Genomic DNA, 18,449 nt, shown 5'->3' on the forward strand with positions numbered 1-18,449 from the left:
CTTCGCTGACGCACGGGTTCGTGATCGGGGTAAAGCCGGGGAGCCAGCCCATCTGCGCCGCGCTCCGCTTTCGGTCGCTCGGCGCACGCCCACCCTACTACTTCACCAGCTCCTCAGCCTTCGCCCGCAGCTCGACCTTGCGGATCTTGCCGGAGACGGTCATCGGGAACTCGTCGGTGATCTGCAGGTAGCGCGGGATCTTGTAATGCGCCAGCTGGCCGGAGCAGAACTCGCGCAGCCCCTCGATCGTCAGCTCCTGAGCACCGTCGCGCAGGATCACCCAGGCCATGAGCTCCTCGCCGTACTTCTCATCGGAGACCCCAACCACCTGCACATCGCGGATCGCCGGATGCTGATAGAGGAACTCCTCGATCTCACGCGGGTAGATGTTCTCGCCACCGCGGATCACCATGTCCTTGATCCGGCCGGTGATGTTGAGGTACCCGTCGTCGTCCATGATCGCCAGGTCCCCGGTGTGCATCCAGCGGGCGGCGTCGATCGCCTCGGCGGTCTTGTCCGGTTCCTTCCAGTACCCGAGCATGACGCAGTAGCCGCGCGTGCACAGCTCGCCCTTCTCACCGCGCGGCACCGTCAGCCCGGTGACCGGGTCGACGACCTTGACCTCGGTGTGCGGCATCACCCGGCCGACGGTCTCGGTGCGGCGCTCCAGGCTGTCGTCGGTGCGGGTCATCGTCGACACCGGCGCGGTCTCGGTCATGCCGTAGCAGATCGCCACCTCGGACATGTGCATGTCGCTGATGACCCGCTTCATCACCTCGACCGGGCAGGTCGAGCCGGCCATGACGCCGGTGCGCAGCGACGAGAGATCGAAGTCGGCGAAGTTCGCAAGCTCCAGTTCGGCGATGAACATCGTCGGCACCCCGTACAGGGAGGTGGCCTTCTCATCGGCGACCGCCTGCAGGGTCGCCTGCGGGTCGAAGCCGGGGGACGGGATGACCGCGCACGCCCCGTGGGAGTAGATGTCGAGGTTGCCGATGACCATCCCGAAGCAGTGGAAGAACGGCACCGGCAGGCACACGATGTCCTCTTCGGTGTAGCTGAGCAGCTCGCCGATGAAGTAGCCGTTGTTGAGGATGTTGTGGTGGCTTAGGGTCACGCCTTTGGGGAAGCCGGTGGTTCCCGAGGTGTACTGGATGTTGATCGGCTCGTCGGCTCCCAGCTCGGCTGCCAGCGTTGCGAGCCGGATGTCGGCCTTGACCGCCGGGCGGTCCATGAGCTCCCGGCCGCGGGCGAGGAGGTGACCGAACGACTCCGACTCATCCAGGCCGCCGGCAGGGGAGGTGACGACCGCCTCGGCGGCGGTGTCGATGAAGACCAGCCGCAGGTTCGCCACCGCACCGGCCACCTCGCGGGCCAGTGCCACGAAGTCCGAGTGCAGGGCGGCCATCTGCGAGATGAGCAGCGTCGTGCCGGACTGGTTGATGACGTATTCGAGCTCGTGGGCCCGGTAGGCGGGGTTGATGTTGACCAGGATCGCGCCGATCTTCGCGGTCGCGTACTGCACGATCGTCCACTCCGGCAGGTTCTGCGCCCAGATCCCGACCCGGTCGCCCTTGGAGATCCCGCGGTCGATGAGCGCCATCGCCAGCGCGTCGGTGTCGGCATCGAGCTCGGCATAGGTCCAGCGCCGCCCGGTCGGGGCGTCGATGAGCGCCTCGCGGTCAGGGAACCGGGCGACGCTCTTCTTGAAGTTCGCGCCGATCGTGTCACCGAGCAGCGGCTGGGACGACGTGCCCGAGGTGTAGGAGAGTTCTCGTTGTGCGCTCACGTGATGGCTCCTCATCGAGATCGTGGTGTGACTGCCGTCACCGGATGTGGTGCCCATCATAAACGGCGGTGTCGCCGCCGTGCATGCCGGGTCCCGAGCTCGGCTGCAGCCCGCTGACAGGGGGCGCAGAAGCCTGAGCATGAGAGCTGCCCGAGTGCCCTGTGTCACCTCCGGCTTGTACGCTTGAGCCATGACTGAGAACACGCCTTCGCCCCAGCAGAACGGCGCCGCCGATGCCGCCCAGCCGGACGCTGCCGAGCCCACCCACGTCATCCAGCAGCGTGGACTGTGGTTCGAGGAGTTCGAGATCGGTGCGGTGTACAAGCACGCCCCCGGCCGCACCATCACCGAGGCCGACAACACCTGGTTCACCGCCGTGACGATGAACACCCAGGCACTCCACCTCGATGCCGCCTTCGCTGAGACCGAGCCGTTCGGACAGCGCCTGGTGAACTCGATGTTCACGCTGGCCACCCTCGTCGGGCTCTCGGTCTCGCAGCTGACCCAGGGCACGATCGTCGGCAACCTCGGCTTCTCCGAGGTCGCCTTCCCCAAGCCGCTGTTCCACGGCGACACCCTGTACGCGGAGACGAAGATCGTCGACAAGCGCCTGTCGAACTCCCGCCCCGGCCAGGGCATCGTGAGCCTGGAGCACATCGGCCGCAACCAGCACGGCGACATCGTCGCCAAGGCGGTGCGCAAGACGATGGTCTTCACCTCCGATCACGCCACCGCAGGCAAGGAGGCGTGATGTCCTTCGCGTTCGCTCCCGCCTGGCTGTTCGTCCCGGCCGATCGCCCGGACCGATACCGCAAGGCCGCTGACCGCTCCGATATCGTCATCGTCGACCTCGAAGACGCCGTCGCCGAGGCGGACAAGGCCGCTGCCCGGAAGGCGCTGGCTGAGCACACAGCTGGCGACGATGCCCTCGATCCGGCCCGCACCGTCATCCGGGTCAACGCCCCGGACACCGAGCACTTCGCCGCTGACCTCGAGCTGCTCGCCGGTCTGCCGTTCACCCACGTCATGCTGCCCAAGGCAGAGGGCGCTGCCGGGCCCGAGGCGCTGGCTGAGTATGAGGTCATCGCCCTCATCGAGACGGCCAAGGGCGGCATCAGCGCCGCAGAGGTCGCCGCCGCAGAGAACGTCACAGCCCTCATGTGGGGCGCCGAAGACCTGACCGCCGACCTGGGCGGCGGGTCCTCCCGCAAAGCCGATGGCACGTACCGGGACGTCTGCCGCACCGTGCGCTCGCTGACGCTGTTGGCGGCGAAGGCCCACGGCAAGCGCGCCCTCGATTCGATCTGGGCGGCCATCGACGATCTCGACGGCCTCGCTGTTGAGACCGAGGATGCCGTCGAATCCGGTTTCGACGGGAAGGTCTCGATCCATCCCAAGCACATCGCCGTCGTGCGTGAGGCGTTCGCCCCGACGGACGAGCAGCTGACCTGGGCGAGTGAGGTGCTCGCACTCGCTGAGACCTCCTCGGGTGCCTTCAGCTACGAGGGCAAGATGATCGACGCCCCGCTGCTCAAGCACGCCCAGACGATCGTGGCCCGCGCCCGATGACCGCACGGACGACCCGCGCCGCGCCGACCACGGACTTCGAACCGACCTACCGCGCCGAGCCTACCAGCCGCGTTGAGCCGACCACCGTCGCCGAACAGGTTGAGGCCGCGCTGGCCGCAGCAGCCGACAACGACGGGATCATCCCGATCGTTGAAGCCGGGCACCCGGTGCTGCGCCAGCCGACCGAGGAGGTCGACGGGCAGGTCGACGACGCGACCCTGCAGGAGCTCGCCGCAGCGATGCGCGCCACGATGCAGGCGGCACCCGGTGTCGGGCTCGCCGCCCCGCAGGTCGGCATCAGTCTGCGGATGTTCGTCATCGAAGACCCGGCGCCGGTGCTCGGCGAGGTCGCCCGCATCCGCGAGCGCACACCGACGCCGTTCGCAGCGATCGTCAACTCCCGTTACCGGGCCGTCGGTGACGAGCAGGTGGCCTTCTATGAGGGCTGCCTGTCGATTTCCGGCTACCAGGCCGTCGTCGCCCGCCCGCGCACGATCGCACTCACCGGCCACCACCTCGGCGGCGGCAGCATCGAACGCGAGATCACCGGCTGGGAGGCGCGCATCGTCGCCCATGAGACCGACCACCTCGACGGGGTGCTCTACACCGACCTGGCCGAGATGCGATCGCTGGCCACCTCAGCCCAGGTGGCGCGGTGGTGGAGCCAGCCCAGCGCCGCCGAGGCCGCCCGCGCGCTCGGCTTCGACCTGCCCGATTCCCCGATCCTGTGACCCCCGATTCCCTGCCCCCGACCTTCTGGTCCCGCGACCCCAGCCCAAGGAGCACACCATGCGTCTGAATCCCTTTGTAGCCGCCTCTGTCGACCTCGGCTTCGCTGCACTGTCCGCCTTCCGCCCGTGGTGGGTGCCGAAGAAGCACCAGCAGACCGCCCGTCTCGTCTACGCCGGCGCCACCGGTGTGCTGTCTGCCGCCTCGGGCGCGGAATCCTACACCGGCGTCAGCACGCCGCTGGATCCGAAGAAGGAGAACGCGGTCAATGCCGCGGTCGGGATCGGCAGCGCTGCGCTGACGTATGCGGGCTGGCCGCTGCTCACCCGCTTCAACCGGTGGGCCGATGACAAACTGGGCAGCTGGGGCGTGAAGAATCCGCCGCTCGTCAGCGCCGCGGTCTCCATCGGCGCGACGACCCTGGCCCACGTGGCCCTCCTCGCACTCGATGACATGATCTCGCGCGGAGCCGACGAGGACTGGGATGACGCCGCCGAGCAGAAGATCGTGCTGCCGGCCCATATCCTCGAGTCCGTTCTTGCACTGCTGGACGACAACCACGCCCTCGACGCGCACACCGCCCAGGTGCTGCGCGACCAGCTCGCTGCAGCCGAGTTCTGGGTCGCGCGCGACCATGAGGCCGGCAGCGACGAGCCTGGTGAGTGGCACGTCAGCACCATCACCGTGCAGGTGCCCGCCGACGCCGAGCACGTCGTGCCCTCCCGCCAGACCTACCCGGTGCGCGGGCACATCGTCGCCCCGGACGGCACTGACCTGTACCTCAGCATCGAGACCGCCGACGGCCGGATCGCGAGCATCGACCTGACCGAGGACTTCGACATCTACCCGGACCTCTCCGCCGAGGCAGACGGCGAGGCCTTCGGGATGATCGATGACGGCGACGCCGAGGACTGTGATGACGACGGTGACGCCGACTGGGAGGCCCGCGAGGCACTGTTCGTGCTGCGCAACTGGCCGCGCGCCGGCGAGTTCGAGATCGTCTCCGACGCCGACCGGATGCCGTTGGAGCCGTGAGCCGCCTCAGCGCTGTCAAAGCGCAGGGCATCCGCACCCCCGCCCGCGGGCTCATGTACAGTCCCGCACGAGGAGAATCACTTCCGTCATCTGTCCTGCTGTTGCGCGCGGGCGGCGGCAGCAGGGGTCGTTCAGTCCGGAACCTCACGCATTCGTCCACGCTGATGATGTGCAGGAGCCGATACGGGCTCCGGCGAGTCACCGGCGGAATCACAACGAGAAGGAGACGAGCCACCATGCGATTCGACATCTTCGCACTCATAGTCTGCATTGCAGGATTCCTCGGCACGTGCGCACTCATCGGCTCCGGCTCGATCAGCTCTGACCTCGCTGCACTGTCCATCATCCTCAATGCCGGTGGGGCGATCATCTCAGGCGCAGCGATCCGTCGCCGTCTCCGAGAAGAAGAATGACAGCACCGAAGCGCGGAGTCTCAGCTTGCCGCCTCCGCACCATCTCGAGCTTGCCTCACGCGACGATCAGGCGCTGATCGACAACCCCAGATCAGATGCACGCCGACGGCTCATTCATCGTGGGCGAGTACGCCTGCGCGTTGCCGGAATATCCCGCTGGGGATGATGGTTGCTGGCAGTATGCAGACTTTGACCCTGGCCGCAGGGTGCTTCTGGTGCTTGGAGGCCATCTACCGGCAGACCCGCGGCGTCGACTCCGTCATCAGCGGCTACACCGGCGGTCACACCCCCGACCCGGACTACTACTCCGTGTGCTCGGGCACCACCGGCCATGCCGAAGCCCTGCAGGTGACCTTCGACGAGAACGTCATCAGCGACGACGTCATCCTCTCGATGTTCTTCACCTCCCATGACCCGACGAGCCTCAACCGGCAGGGCAACGACGTCGGCACCCAGTACCGCTCGGCGATGTTCTACCGCAGCGAGGACGAACGGCAGCGCTTCGCCGCCGCCATCGAAGACGCCCAGGAGCTCTACGCGGAACCGATCGTCACCTCCCTCGAGCCGCTGGCCGACTTCCACATCGCCGAGGACATCCACCAGGACTTCTACCAGCGCAACCGGTTCAACGGATACTGCATGTTCATCGTCGACCCCAAGCTCGCCGCCGCCCGGCGCGCCTACGCAGAATGGATGCAGTGATGAGCCACCCGCAGCCTGCCGCCGCCCGCTTCGACGACCCCGTGCTGGCCGCGATGGCCGCCCGCCGCTCGATCTCGAAGGTCGGCCCGCAGACCCCGAGCGACAACGAACTCCTCGCCCTCCTCGACGCCGTCACCCCGGTCGCCGATCACAAGGCGCTCAAACCGTGGCGACTGCTGACGATCCGCGGCGACGACCGCCTTCGGCTCGGTGCGGCCCTCGACGCAGCCGCCGGACGCGAACCCGGTGACAAACCGAACCCCAAACCGCTGCGCGCCGAGCTGCTCATCGCCGTCATCGCCTCACCGACCGAGCACCCGAAGGTTCCCGAATGGGAGCAACACGCCACCGCCGCCGGCGCCGCCCACCTACTCGAACTCGCCCTCTGGCAGGCCGGGTGGGGTGTGATGTGGCGCACCGGACTCGACGCCAACGCCCCGGCCGTGCGCGCCCTGCACGGGCTGGACGAGAACGAGCTGCTCATGGGCTGGCTCTACGTCGGCGACATCGACCCCGCCTTCCGCAAGCGCCTGGAGACGTCCCGTCGCCCGCCGAAGGATCCCAGCCAGTTCCTCTCCACCCTGCCCGCACCCGAGGCGGTGACCGCGGAGAGCACCGACGCTGACGACCCAGCAGGGGAGCGCATCGGTCAGCGCGCCGATCAGCACACCGAAGAGAAGGCGGCCACGACGGCCGCGAAGAAGACTGCCGAGTCCACGAAAGCCAAGAAGTCCGACAAGAAGGCCGCCAAGAAGGCCGAAGAGCAGGCGAAGAAGGCTGCCCAGAAGGCGAAGAAGAAGGCCAAGAAGAAGGACCGGCGGTAAGTGAGCCACCCCGCACCCGCCACCTCCCGGCAGCCGCTGCCCGGGGAGATCACCGTCCTCGTTGCTGCGGCCTTCACCGTCGCGATCGGCTACGGCATCATCGCCCCGGTGCTGCCGCAGTTCGCCGAGAGCTTCGACCTCGGCGTGACCGCCGCGACCATCGTCGTGAGCTCATTCGCATTCTTCCGGTTCGTCTTCGCTCCTGCCGGCGGCAGCCTCGTCAACGCACTGGGCGAGCGCCGGGTCTACATCACCGGCCTGCTCATCGTCGCCGCCTCCACCTTCGCCGTCGCCCTGGCCCAGAACTACTGGCAGCTGCTGATCTTCCGCGGCCTCGGCGGGCTCGGCTCGACGATGTTCACCGTCTCGGCGATGGCCCTCATCGTCCGCATCGCCCCGGTCCGCCAGCGTGCCCGGGCGACCAGCGCCTACGCCACCGCGTTCCTCGTCGGCAACATCGCAGGCCCCGTCGTCGGCGGGCTCATGGCCGGGTGGGGAATGCGCGTGCCGTTCATCGTCTACGCCGTCGCCCTCGTCATCGCCGCCGCGATCGTGTGGCTGCGCCTTGATGCCACCCGCATCGACGCGCTGGCCACCAGCGCGCACCGCGACGAGGCGAGCACCGCCTCGGGCGCGGAGGCACCGGACACCTCGCGGATGGGCTTCCGCGAAGCCTGGCGCGACTCCGCCTACCGGGCAGCACTGCTGTCCGGATTCGTCCACGGCTGGGCGTCGATGGGCATCCGCGTGGCCCTCTACCCGCTCTTCGCCCTCCACGTGCTCAGCGCCGGACCCAAGACCGCCGGGCTGGCACTGACGTTCTTCGCCCTGGGCAACTTCGCCGCCGTGCGCGTCGTCAGCCGCTACTCCGACTTCCACGGCCGCAAGCCCTTCATCGTCACCGGCCTCATCATCATGGGCGCGGCCACGATCGTGCTCGGCCTCAGCCCGTCGGTGTGGGTGTTCTACGCCCTCTCCGTCATCGCCGGCATCGGTGCAGGGCTGCTCAACCCCGCTCAGCAGGCCGCGCTGTCCGACATCGTCGGCTCGACCCGCAAGTCCGGCACCGTGTTCTCCCGCTACCAGATGGCGATGGACGCCGGCGCCATCCTCGGCCCGATCCTGGCCGGCATGCTCGTCGACGCCAGCGGCTACGCCCTGGCCTTCGCGCTGACCGGAGTGCTCGCACTGCTCGCAGCCCTCGCGTGGGCTCCCGGCCGGGAGACCCTGCCCGCCGCCGAGGCGCCGGCCCGGTGAGCGACGGACGGCCAGCTGGCAGAATCTTCGGTTGAATGGTTTACTAGTGCAGTAACTAACCTGGGGTGGTCAGGTGGGGAAAACCCGACCCACCCGGCCGGACACCCGCAGTGCCGCTGTGGCAAGCTGTCCCTAGGCTGAAGACAACAGTCGCCGCCGCTGGAGGCCGGCCCTCAGGCAGCCGAACTCCAACGTCCACATGTGAAGGACACATATGAACCTGCTCACCCGTGTGAGTCTGCGCAACCGGGCGCTCATCGCGCTCATCTCCGTCATCGCGATCGGGTTCGGCCTCATCGCCACCGCCCAGATGAAGAAAGAGCTCTTCCCCGACCTGCAGATGCCGCAGGCCTTCGTCACCACCTCCTACGACGGTGCCAGCCCCGAGGCGGTCGAGAAGGAGGTCACCGAGCCCCTCGAAGCCGCGCTGAACAACGTCGCCGAGGTGGAGAAGGTCTCCTCGGTCTCGATGGCCGGGTCCTCCCAGGTCATCGTCGAGACGAAGTACGGCACCTCGTCTGATGAGATCGTCCGGCAGCTCCAGCGCGCCGTCTCGCAGGCCCAGCCGCAGCTGCCCGACGGCTCCGAGCCCGAGGTGTTCTCCGCCTCGACCGCCGACATCCCGATCGCGATGCTCACCGTCACCGGCTCCGATGACCCCGAGGCGCTCGCCCAGGAGCTCGACGACGTCGCCGTGCCTGAGCTCAAGCGCATCGACGGCGTGCGCGCCGTCGACGTCACCGGCGCACCGGTCAAGGAAGTCTCGATCGAAGCCGATGAGGACAAACTCGAAGACGAGGGCTTGAGCCCCGACGCACTCGCCGGCATCCTGCAGGCCAACGGCATCCCCACCTCGGCAGGCGACCTCGTCGATGAGGGCAAGACCACCCCGGTGTCCGTCGGCGCCCGGCTCACCAGCGTCGATGAGATCGCCAACCTCGCACTGCCCGGCAAGGACGAGCCGGTGCTGCTCAAGGACGTTGCGACAGTCGAGCTGCGGGAGGCCGACTCCCAGTCGATCTCGCGCACCAACGGCGAACCGGCGCTGTCGCTGACGGTGATGAAGAAGCCTGATGGCAACATCGTCGAGATCTCCGATGCCGTGGCGGAGAAGCTGCCGCAGCTCAAGGAGCGGATGAGCGAGAACGTCGAGTTCCACACCGTCTTCGACCAGGCGCCGTTCATCAAGCAGTCGATCGACGACCTCGTCAACGAGGGCATCTTCGGCCTCATCTTCGCCGTCATCGTCATCCTCGTGTTCCTGCTCTCGGTGCGCGCGACGATCATCACCGCGATCTCGATTCCGCTCTCACTGCTCGTCACCCTCTTAAGCCTGTGGCTGACCGGCTACAGCCTCAACATGCTCACCCTGGCCGCGCTGACGATCTCGATCGGCCGTGTCGTCGACGACTCGATCGTCGTCATCGAGGCGATCCGCAGACGCCACGCCCAGGGCGGGACGAAGTTCACCTCGATCATGGGAGCCGTCTCCGAGGTCGCCGGCGCCATCACCGCCTCGACCCTGACGACGATGGCCGTGTTCGTGCCGATGATCTTCGTCTCCGGTCAGACCGGTGAGATGTTCCGGCCCTTCGCCCTGACCGCAGCGATCGCGCTGGCCTCCTCGCTGCTGGTGGCACTCACCATCGTGCCGGTGCTCGCCTACTGGTTCCTGCGCGCCCGCGAAACCCGCGTCAAGCTCACCCGCGCGCAGAAGCAGCAGATCCGCGCCGACCGCAAGGCCAACCTGCGCCAGTGGAAGGACGAGCGCAGGGCCGCCCGCAAACGCCCGGTCTCCATCGAGGCCCCAGCCGGGAGGCGTGCGACAAGCGAACTGCCGATCGTCGGCGAATCCGCCTCAACCGCAGCCGGTGGCACCGCAGCCGCCTCAACCGCAGCCGGTGGCACCGCCGCGACCACCGCCTCGGGCACGGCGAACGGAACCGAGCCCGGCAGCGAGGTCGACGAGCTCGCCGCGCTGCGCTCGCCGGTGACCCGGCTGCAGAAGACCTACGTTCCGTTCATCTCCGCCTCGACGAAGCACCCGGTCATCACGCTCATCATCGCGGTGCTCGTGCTCGCCGGGACCGTGTTCATGATCCCGCAGCTGAAAACCGAGCTGTTCCCCGACACCGGGCAGGACTTCCTGCAGGTCGAGCAGAGCTTCGAAGCCGGCAGCTCACTGGAGGAGTCCGGCGAGCAGGCCGCGATCGTCGAGGACGTGTTCGAGAAGTACGACGAGATCGAGTCCTACCAGCTCTCGATCGGCGACAACTCGATGGGCGGCGACGCCGCGGCCGGCACCCACCTGCTCAACCTCAAGCCCGGCACGAGCATCAAGGACCTGTCGGCGAAGCTGGAGAAGGACTTCGAGGACCTCGACGGCGCCGGCGAGCTCGCCATCCAGAGCGAGGGCGGCGGCATGAGCAGCGACATCGAGGTCTCGGTCACCGGCTCGGACAACGACAAGCTCGCCACCGCCAGTGAGGACATCGCCGATGCGGTGCGCGACCTCGATGAGGTGCAGTCGGTGACCACCGACCTGGAGGCCACCCAGCCGACCCTCGAAGTCGACATCGACCGCAAGAAGGCCGCCGAAGAGGGCCTCGATGAGGCCACAGTCGGTCAGGTGGTGCAGCGGGCGATGAACGGCCAGCAGATCGGCAACGTCGTCATCGACAACCTCGGCCACCGCGTCGTGCTGCACGCCGACGACGTCTCGACGGTGGGCGAGCTCGAAGACCTCGAGATCCCCGTGGCGGCCCAGGCGGCCGGCGGTGCTGGTGCCGGAGGCGCCGGCCAGGACGGTGCCGGTGACATGGGCCAGGACACCGGCGCAGGCATGATGCCCGGCGCGCCGGACCCAGCCCCCGTGCCGGAACCGGAGACCGAGACGGTCAAGCTCTCAGAGATCGCCGAGGTCAACCGCACCGAGACGCCCGCTGAGATCCGCCACACGGAAGGCCAGCGCTCGGTCACGGTGACCATCACCCCGGCCGGCAATGACCTGGGTGCGGCCAGCCAGGCGGTGCAGAAGGCCGCTGCCGATGTCGACACCCCGCAGGGTGTGACCGTCGACTTCGGCGGTGCCACAGCCGAGCAGCAGGAGGCGTTCACGCAGATGGGACTCGCGCTGCTGGCGGCGATCCTCATCACCTTCGTCATCCTCGTCGCAACCTTCAAGTCGCTGCTGCAGCCGCTCATCCTGCTCGTGTCGATTCCATTCGCCGCGACCGGTTCGATCGGCCTGTCGCTGCTGACCGACACCCCTCTGGGCATGACGTCGATGGTCGGCCTGCTCATGCTCGTGGGCATCGTGGTGACGAACGCGATCGTGCTCATCGACCTCATCAACCACTTCCGCCGCCACGGCGTCGAGCTGCGGGCTGCGATCATCCACGGCGCGCGGCTGCGCTACCGGCCGATCCTCATGACCGCTGCGGCGACGATCTTCGCGCTCGTGCCGATGGCGCTGGGGATCTCCGGTGAGGGCATGCTCATCTCCAAGCCGCTGGCGATCGTCGTCATCGGCGGCCTGGTGAGCTCGACGCTGCTGACCCTCATCCTCGTGCCGGTGCTGTACCTGCTGCTCGAAAGCGTCAAGGAGCGCCGCAGCGAACGCCGGACCATCAAGGACATGACCCGTGCCGAGGTCATCGACCAGGCTGAGGCCGAAGCCGAGCAGAAGAAGGCAGGCAGCACCGCGGCAGGCAGCACCGCGGCAGGCGAGGCAGCAGGTGAGGCGCGAGCTGACACCCCGGTCGACGCCTCTGCCGATGCCCCAGCCGCGTCTGCGACGACCGACGCCGAGGTGACCCGCACCTCGGGCACGGACGGTTCAGTGAGCACGGACGACACCTCGGGCAGCGGCGAGACCGGCGCCTCGGGAGCGGGGGAGAAGCCGGAGTGATCCGTCCGCGCTTCGGCGTCGAGCTGCTCATCGTCGCTGCGCTGTCACTGGGAAAGTCGGCGGCGTATGCGGTGGTGAACCTGCTCGACACCGTCTCGCGGGGGCCGCTGGCTGAGGCGCAGGCGAAGCTCAACACCGAGGCCTCGCCGCGGCCGTGGTTCGACCTGACGTACCAGCTCATGGGCATCGGGTTCGCGCTCGTGCCGGTGCTGCTGGCGATCTGGCTGATGAACCGCGATGTGCTCTACAAGCAGACAGGCAGCCTCGATCCCGCCGCCGACACGCGCCCGGCGCTCACCCGCATGGGCTTGGACTTCCGCGCCCCGGGCCGGGATGCGGCGTGGGGGCTCGGGCTGTTCCTCATCATCGGCGTCGGCACGCTCGGGGTGTACTTCGCCGGGCGGCTGACCGGGGTCACCGCCGAGGTGCTGCCGAACAACCTCGGCGCCTACTGGTGGACGATCCCGGTGCTCATCCTGTCGGCGGCCAAGAACGGCATCCTCGAGGAGGTGCTGCTGCTCGGCTACGGCTTCGACCGGCTGACCAAGCTGCGGGTGAGCCCGTGGGTCATCATCATCGTGCTTGCGCTCATGCGCGGCAGCTACCACCTGTACCAGGGCATCGGCCCCTTCATCGGCAACGTCGTCATGGGCCTCATCTTCGGCGCGGCCTATCTGCGCACCCGCCGGGTCATGCCCTTCGTCGCAGCCCACACGGCCATCGACATCATCGGGTTCCTCGCTCCCGAGGTGCTCGCTATGGTCGACCCGCGAGGCTGACCGCGAGCACAGCATGAGCGGCCGGCGGCAGGGCGCTGCGCAATGCCGGACGCCCGGCCGGCAGGGTGATCCCTGCCGACCGGGCGCCTGTCTGCCGGTGCGCTCTCCGGCGCAGCTGATCAGATCGTGACGGTGCCGTTCGGGGTCTCGAAGGTCACCGACATGAGACCGGGCGTGCCGTGCGGGGAGTCCCAGTCGATGCCGATCTCGGAGATCGGCTTCTTGTCCTGGGTGCCGAGCCAGTCGCGCAGCCGGTCACGGTCACCGGCGATCTTGAGCGAGGTGATCGACACCCCGCAGCCAGCGCCGCGAGCAGACGGGTGCTCCTCTGCCGAGGAGACCCAGCGGATGAAGAAGGGCAGCTGCGGATCGGCGATGAGGCCCTTGACGCCGATCTGCTTCCACAAAAGCTCGACACCGGTGTCGGGCGTGCGGTTGCCGTCCACGGCCTTGCGCTCGAGGCGCTCCTCGACCGGGTCGAGGTCATCGACGGCCACGCACCAGCCCATCCAGCCGCCGCCGAGTTCGCTGCGGGCGCGCACAGCCTGACCGAACGGCGTCGACAGTGCTGCGGGATGTTCGAGGGCTTCGACGACCTCGACATAGTGCCCGTCGGCGAGCGGGAAGATGAGGTTGCGGGTGCCGAAGCGCGGATGCACGCCGCCGTCGTAGGCCTCGATGCCCAGCTTTTCGGCGATTCTGGCCGCGGTCTTCTCGTAGCCGTCGGGTTCGCTTGCGAAGGAGACGTGGTCAAGATGCATACGTGAAGAATCCCACACTGGCAATACCTGTGCTCCTTAGCCTTACCTAAGTCGTATGCCGGTGGCGGTATGCGTCGTCACGGCTCACCGGGCCCGAGGCGGTGAAGCCCCAGGTGGCACCGGCACCGTGACTGCCCACTGGGGCCTGCAGACGTGTCCGGCGGCCTGTCCACCTCGTGGAACAGGCCGCCGGAATCAGGTGCGTCTCAGCGCTGCAGCCGGCTCACTTCTGTCTGTCAGTGCCCTTCGGACTGGAAGCGCTTGATCGAGGCCTCGACCTCCGCCTCAGCTTCGGCGCGGCCGACCCACGAGGAGCCCTTGACGTACTTGCCCGGCTCCAGGTCCTTGTAGTGGACGAAGAAGTGCTCGATCGCATCGAGGGTGTACTTGTCGACATCGTCGATGTCGGTGTAGGAGTCCCAGCGCGGGTCGCCTGCGACCACGCCGAGGACCTTGTCATCGCCGCCGGCCTCGTCTTCCATCTTGAACATGCCGATCGGGCGCACATCGACCTGGCAGCCGGGGAACACCGACTCGGTCAGCAGCACAAGCACATCGAGCGGGTCGCCGTCCTCACCGAGGGTGTCCTCGAAGTAGCCGTAGTCGGCCGGGTACTCCATCGAGGTGTAGAGGTAGCGGTCGAGCTTGACCCGGCCGGTCTCGTGGTCGACTTCGTACTTGTTGCGCGACCCCTTGGGGATCTCGACAGTTGCGAGCAGTTCCATTGCGTCTCCTTGGTCAACTCTGAGGTGACATCGGTCGGATGGGCGGTCGGCGGCGCTTCGGCAATCGCACCGAACTCACTTAGCATAGTGAATGCGCTGCCGGCACACAGCACCGCCCCACAGGCCGCGCTCCCTGACCGCAATGCGAAAGAACCTGACAGTGGCCCACACCCGATCCACCCGGCGCGCAGCCCGCAGCCGTCGCCGGCTCACCGGCGGCCTCGCAGCCGGAGCCGCGCTGGCGCTGCTGGCCGGATACGGAGTCGCTGACGCCTACGACCGGGTGCCCGGCATCCTGACGGTGACCGAACCGATCCACATCGACCCCGTGCCCAAACCCGAGGCGAACGCCGGCCGGCAGCAGCTCGCCAGCCCGCTGGACACCTCGGCGCCGGTGCCGGCAGACCTGGCCAGCCGGCTCGATGAGCTGTTCGACGACGAGCGGATGACCGGCCAGCTCAGCATCGACATCCGCGATGCCGCCACGAATGACGTCCTCTACACCCGCGGGGAGGCCAGCGCGAAGACCCCGGCCTCGGTGACGAAGGTGCTCACCGGTGCGGCTGCGCTGCTGAGCCTCGGCGGCGAATCCCGGTTCTCCACCACGGCAGCGCTCACCAGCACAGACGGCGGGCCGGCCCAGCTGCACCTGATCGGCGGCGGCGACGTGCTGCTCGGGCCTGGGGAGTCCGATCCCATGCAGGTGATGGGACATGCCGGCCTGGCGACCCTGGCCGAGGAGACCGCCGAACAGCTCAAGCAGCGCGGCATCAGCTCCGTGCAGCTGTCAGCCGACGTCTCGCGCTACACCGGCCCGACCTACAACGACGGTTGGGAGCCGAACGACATCGGCCACGGCTTCATCACCAACATCAGCCCGCTCATGACCGATTCCGGCTGGACGAATCTGCGGCGCGGGGCACCCCGGCACGCCGACCCCGTGCAGGTGGCTGTCGACCAGTTCGCCGAGGCGCTCGCCGCCCACGGCATCGACGCCGAGGTGGGCGGTCCCGCCGCGGCCGGCGACGGTGCCGAACAGCTCGCCCAAGTCGAGTCCGCACCGGTCTCAGCGGTCGTGCAGAACATGATGCTCGCCAGCGACAATGTCTCCGCCGAGGTGCTCGGCCGGGAGGTCGCGCTCGCCGCCGGCAAGCCCGGCTCCGGTGCCGAGGCGCCGCTGGCGGTCATCGAGACGCTGCGCGGCGCTGGGCTCGATACCGGGTCGATCGCCTTGGAGGACGTCTCCGGGCTCAACTACGGCAACCGGATCTCCGCCCACGACCTCACCACCCTCATCCAGGCCGCGGCCGCCTCCGACGGCGACCTCTCCCGGCTCATCCCCGGCATGCCCGTCGGAGGGCTGTCGGGCACCCTGGCCGAACGCTACGAGGACCCGGAGACGACACCGGCCGCCGGGCGGGTCAACGCCAAGACCGGCACGCTGCGCACCGTCACGAGCCTGGCCGGCACCGTGCTCACCGCTGACGGCCGGCTGCTCGTCTTCTCCCTCATGGCCGACGACCTCACCCCGGGCACGGCCGGACGCGGACGCGAGGTCTTCGACGAAGCCGTCACCCTGCTCGCAGAATGCGGCTGCTCATGACCACCCCTGGCGCTCACGAACCGGCGGCCCGCGAACCGGCAGCCCGCGCTCCGGCGGCCGGCGAGCCGTCAGCCTTCGGCTGGGTCTCCGTTGACGCGGTCCGCCAGACCGCAGCCGAGCTCCTCGGTGCCGGCCGGCTGCCCGAACCGGCAGATGCGGCAGCGCTGGTCGAGGAGCTGCGCGAGGACGCTGAGACCGCCATCGACCTCGTGCTCACCGTCATGCGGATGGACACCGAGACCGACACCCGGGTCAGGCGCCGGCTGGCCGAAGGCCGCACACTCATCGTCGACCGGCTCAGCTGGGTCGAGGCCAACGCCCAGTCCTTCGGCCGCGTCCTCGCCGCTGCCGCAGCAGCCACCGGGACAGCCGATCCCAGCCGCACCCAGAGGTGGGCCAGTTCGGTGGAGATGGGCGCAGCTCTGGCGATCGTCGGTTCGCGGGTGCTCGGCCAGTTCGACCCCTTCACCGCAGACGGCCGGCTGCTGCTCGTAGCCCCGAACATCCTCACTGTCGAACGCGAACTCGACGTCCCTGCCCGGGACTTTCGGCTGTGGGTCGCCGTGCACGAACGCACCCACCATGTGCAGTTCGCCGCCGCCCCCTGGCTGCAGGCGCACCTGCAAGATCGAATGCAGGCCTTCCTCGCCCCTGTCATCGCCGGTAGCCTGCCCGGTGCGTCCCGTCAGCCCGACGGCATCGAGAATCCCGGGCTCGTCGAGACCCTCGCTGCGCTCGCCCGCGCCCTGAGGGACGACACAAGCATCATCGATACGCTCATCGGGCCCCGGCATGCCGAACTGCTCGATGAGGTCACCGCGCTCATGAGCCTGCTCGAAGGCCACGCCGATGTCGTCATGGACGCCGTCGGCCCCGGCGTCATCCCCAGTGTGCGCCGCATCCGCGCAGCCTTCGACATCCACCGGCACTCGGCCACCGGCATCAAGGCGATCATCAACCGGGTGCTCGGCATCGACGAGAAGCTCGCCCAGTACACCCGCGGTGCCGCGTTCGTCCGCGCCGTCGTGCGCACGCGCGGCCACGCCGGGCTCAACCGCGTGTGGGAATCGCCCGGCAACCTGCCGAGCCTGCATGAGATCGAACACCCCGCCGACTGGATCGCCCGCGTCCTCGACGCGCCGGACCGGCCAGACCAGCCAGACCAGCCAGACCAGCCAGACCAGCCGAACCCGCCGGAGCAGGCGTGACCGGCAGGCGCCCGCGGCTCGATGCGGCCACGGCCGCCATCCGGAATGCGCTGCAGGGCTTCCTTGACACCGCGGTTGCCGCACTGCCCGCCCCCAGACCTGACGCAGACACCGCTCCGGTCCGGCTCATCATCGCCGTCTCCGGGGGAGCCGACTCCCTCGCGCTTGCCGATGCCGCCGCCTTCCTCACCACCCGGCCCGCCGGCCTGACAGCCGCCGGCCGGACGGTCGAGATCACGGCAGCGACCGTCGACCACCGGCTGCAGCCGGCCACCGCCGAGGTGTGCGCCCAGGTCCGCGATCACCTCACCGACCGCGGCCTGCCGACGGCCGTCCTCACCCACCCGGTCACCGCCGGGCCAGAGGGCCTCGAAGCCGCCGCCCGCACCACCCGCTACGCCGCACTCGACGACCACCGTCGTCAGCTCGGCGCCACCGCCGTGCTCACCGCCCACACCCGCGATGACCAGGCCGAAACCGTCCTCCTCGGTCTGGCCCGCGGCTCCGGCGCCCGCTCCCTGGCCGGGATGCGGGCTGTCAGCACCGCCGCCGGCTGCCCGGTGTGGCGGCCGCTGCTGGACATCACCCGTGCGCAGACCACCACCTCGGCTGCGGCCCGGCACCTGCCGGTGTGGCACGACCCGATGAACGACGACCCGGCCTACGCCAGGGTGCGCGCCCGCCAGCAGGCGCTGCCTGCACTCGAGGCTGCGCTCGGCCCCGGTGTCGCCGACGCGCTCGCCCGCACCGGCAGGCAGCTGGCCGCCGACACCGATGCCCTCGACGACTGGGCGGCCGAGGCCGCCGCCACCCACACCTCGGGCACGGAGACGCATGCGAGCCTCGCCGATCTGCCCGGGGCGATCCGCACCCGCGTGGTGCGCGCCTGGCTGCATGAGTGCACCGGCCGCGCCCAGGAAGTCACCGCCGCCCACATCGCCGCCGTGGACGCGCTGGCCACCGGCCGCAGGCGAGGAGCCGTCTCGGTCCCAGCCGCTGCCGAGGTGGTGCGAACCGGGCGCGGACGGGGCCCGGCGGGCCTGCGGTTCCAGCCGGCCGGCCGCCGTGAGAACGATGCGCCACCGGCTGCCGATAGGCGCTAGGGTTGGTCACGAACGGCAACAGGCATCAGCGCAGGGCGAGGA

At 68.8% G+C, this 18,449-nt stretch carries 16 protein-coding genes; 13 read left to right on the forward strand and 3 right to left on the reverse strand.

The annotated features are described in order from the left end of the window. Positions 1-97 precede the first annotated feature (97 nt). The gene (locus H9634_RS07195) at positions 98-1,789 is read right to left on the reverse strand and encodes an AMP-binding protein (RefSeq protein WP_318245033.1); all 1,692 of its coding nucleotides are present in this window, start codon (positions 1,787-1,789) and stop codon (positions 98-100) included. Positions 1,790-1,979: 190 nt separating this feature from the next. On the opposite strand from H9634_RS07195, the gene H9634_RS07200 reads away from it, so the two are divergent. The 10 genes from H9634_RS07200 (at position 1,980) to H9634_RS07245 (ending at position 13,007) form a co-directional block, all read left to right on the forward strand. Next, positions 1,980-2,540: a MaoC family dehydratase gene (locus tag H9634_RS07200; protein ID WP_191726013.1), complete on the forward strand. Its 561-nt coding sequence runs from the start codon at positions 1,980-1,982 to the stop codon at positions 2,538-2,540. Then, positions 2,540-3,358 carry an HpcH/HpaI aldolase/citrate lyase family protein gene (locus H9634_RS07205; protein WP_191726014.1) on the forward strand — a complete coding sequence of 273 codons (819 nt, stop codon included), beginning with the start codon at positions 2,540-2,542 and terminating at the stop codon, positions 3,356-3,358. The genes H9634_RS07200 and H9634_RS07205 overlap by 1 nt, the downstream gene beginning before the upstream one ends. After that, complete coding sequence (locus tag H9634_RS07210) at positions 3,355-4,089, forward strand: peptide deformylase (RefSeq protein ID WP_191726015.1); 735 nt, start codon at positions 3,355-3,357, stop codon at positions 4,087-4,089. Before H9634_RS07205 ends, H9634_RS07210 begins: the two co-directional genes overlap by 4 nt. Before the next feature lie 58 nt (positions 4,090-4,147). After that, complete coding sequence (locus tag H9634_RS07215) at positions 4,148-5,122, forward strand: hypothetical protein (RefSeq protein ID WP_191726016.1); 975 nt, start codon at positions 4,148-4,150, stop codon at positions 5,120-5,122. Between the two features lie 236 nt (positions 5,123-5,358). Then, positions 5,359-5,535, forward strand: coding sequence for a hypothetical protein (locus H9634_RS07220; protein ID WP_191726017.1), 177 nt, complete (start codon positions 5,359-5,361; stop codon positions 5,533-5,535). A gap of 180 nt (positions 5,536-5,715) precedes the next feature. After that, positions 5,716-6,237, forward strand: coding sequence for a peptide-methionine (S)-S-oxide reductase MsrA (gene msrA, locus H9634_RS07225; protein WP_191726018.1), 522 nt, complete (start codon positions 5,716-5,718; stop codon positions 6,235-6,237). After that, positions 6,237-7,061 (forward strand): nitroreductase family protein, encoded by an 825-nt coding sequence (locus H9634_RS07230; protein WP_225210685.1) that lies wholly within the window; start codon positions 6,237-6,239, stop codon positions 7,059-7,061. Before msrA ends, H9634_RS07230 begins: the two co-directional genes overlap by 1 nt. Continuing rightward, the gene (locus H9634_RS07235; protein WP_318245034.1) at positions 7,062-8,318 is read left to right on the forward strand and encodes an MFS transporter; all 1,257 of its coding nucleotides are present in this window, start codon (positions 7,062-7,064) and stop codon (positions 8,316-8,318) included. Positions 8,319-8,532: 214 nt separating this feature from the next. Next, entirely contained in the window at positions 8,533-12,228 is a 3,696-nt protein-coding gene (locus H9634_RS07240) for an efflux RND transporter permease subunit (protein WP_191726019.1), read from the forward strand. Next, on the forward strand, positions 12,225-13,007 hold the full coding sequence (locus tag H9634_RS07245; protein WP_191726020.1) for a CPBP family intramembrane glutamic endopeptidase: 783 nt from the start codon (positions 12,225-12,227) through the stop codon (positions 13,005-13,007). Before H9634_RS07240 ends, H9634_RS07245 begins: the two co-directional genes overlap by 4 nt. A 119-nt stretch (positions 13,008-13,126) precedes the next feature. Here H9634_RS07245 and H9634_RS07250 read toward each other — a convergent pair whose 3' ends face one another. Together H9634_RS07250 and H9634_RS07255 are read right to left on the reverse strand one after the other, a co-directional pair. After that, entirely contained in the window at positions 13,127-13,768 is a 642-nt protein-coding gene (locus H9634_RS07250) for a VOC family protein (RefSeq protein WP_175293140.1), read from the reverse strand. A gap of 236 nt (positions 13,769-14,004) precedes the next feature. Continuing rightward, positions 14,005-14,493: an inorganic diphosphatase gene (locus H9634_RS07255; protein ID WP_191726021.1), complete on the reverse strand. Its 489-nt coding sequence runs from the start codon at positions 14,491-14,493 to the stop codon at positions 14,005-14,007. 160 nt (positions 14,494-14,653) lie between these two features. Here H9634_RS07255 and dacB point away from each other — a divergent pair, with 160 nt between their 5' ends. The 3 genes from dacB to tilS are packed head-to-tail and all read left to right on the forward strand — an operon-like array spanning position 14,654 to position 18,407. Then, a complete protein-coding gene (gene dacB / locus H9634_RS07260) occupies positions 14,654-16,096 on the forward strand; it encodes a D-alanyl-D-alanine carboxypeptidase/D-alanyl-D-alanine endopeptidase (RefSeq protein WP_318245035.1) in 1,443 nt (480 codons plus the stop codon). Further along, positions 16,093-17,304: a zinc-dependent metalloprotease gene (locus tag H9634_RS07265; protein WP_191726023.1), complete on the forward strand. Its 1,212-nt coding sequence runs from the start codon at positions 16,093-16,095 to the stop codon at positions 17,302-17,304. Before dacB ends, H9634_RS07265 begins: the two co-directional genes overlap by 4 nt. Continuing rightward, on the forward strand, positions 17,301-18,407 hold the full coding sequence (gene tilS / locus H9634_RS07270; protein ID WP_191726024.1) for a tRNA lysidine(34) synthetase TilS: 1,107 nt from the start codon (positions 17,301-17,303) through the stop codon (positions 18,405-18,407). The genes H9634_RS07265 and tilS overlap by 4 nt, the downstream gene beginning before the upstream one ends. The last annotated feature ends 42 nt before the right edge of the window (positions 18,408-18,449 follow it).

Origin of the sequence: Brevibacterium gallinarum (assembly GCF_014836885.1) — a bacterium.
GTDB classification, from domain to species: Bacteria; Actinomycetota; Actinomycetes; order Actinomycetales; family Brevibacteriaceae; genus Brevibacterium; species Brevibacterium gallinarum.